This window comes from Flavobacterium sp. UGB4466, assembly GCF_903469665.1.
Lineage (GTDB): Bacteria > Bacteroidota > Bacteroidia > Flavobacteriales > Flavobacteriaceae > Flavobacterium > Flavobacterium lipolyticum.
Genome location: NZ_CAGKLC010000302.1, coordinates 1 through 257, shown reverse-complemented (window position 1 = coordinate 257; position 257 = coordinate 1). Strand labels below are relative to the sequence as shown.

Genomic DNA, 257 nt, shown 5'->3' with positions numbered 1-257 from the left:
GCTGATGTTACAGCAGATACAGCGGTAACGATAAGATACACGGTTGCTTCTAACGGAAGTTGTGCTGCTAGCAGTTCAGATGTTACCTTCACGGTGAATGCTTTTGCAGGTACAGCGACTAATACCACTCCAACTACAGCCATTTGTGAAACTGCAACTAAAACCTTAACTGCTACACCAGCAGGAGGTACCTGGAGCATTGTTTCAGGAGGCGGAAGCATCACAGGATCGGTTTACACCCCAGCTAATGTTACAGC

The 257-nt window shown here is 47.1% G+C and carries 1 protein-coding gene; it reads left to right on the top strand.

Annotation, left to right across the window (positions count from 1 at the left end):
* The coding region (locus JO950_RS22155) for a hypothetical protein (RefSeq protein WP_202704572.1) at window positions 1–257 on the top strand (257 nt) is incomplete at both ends.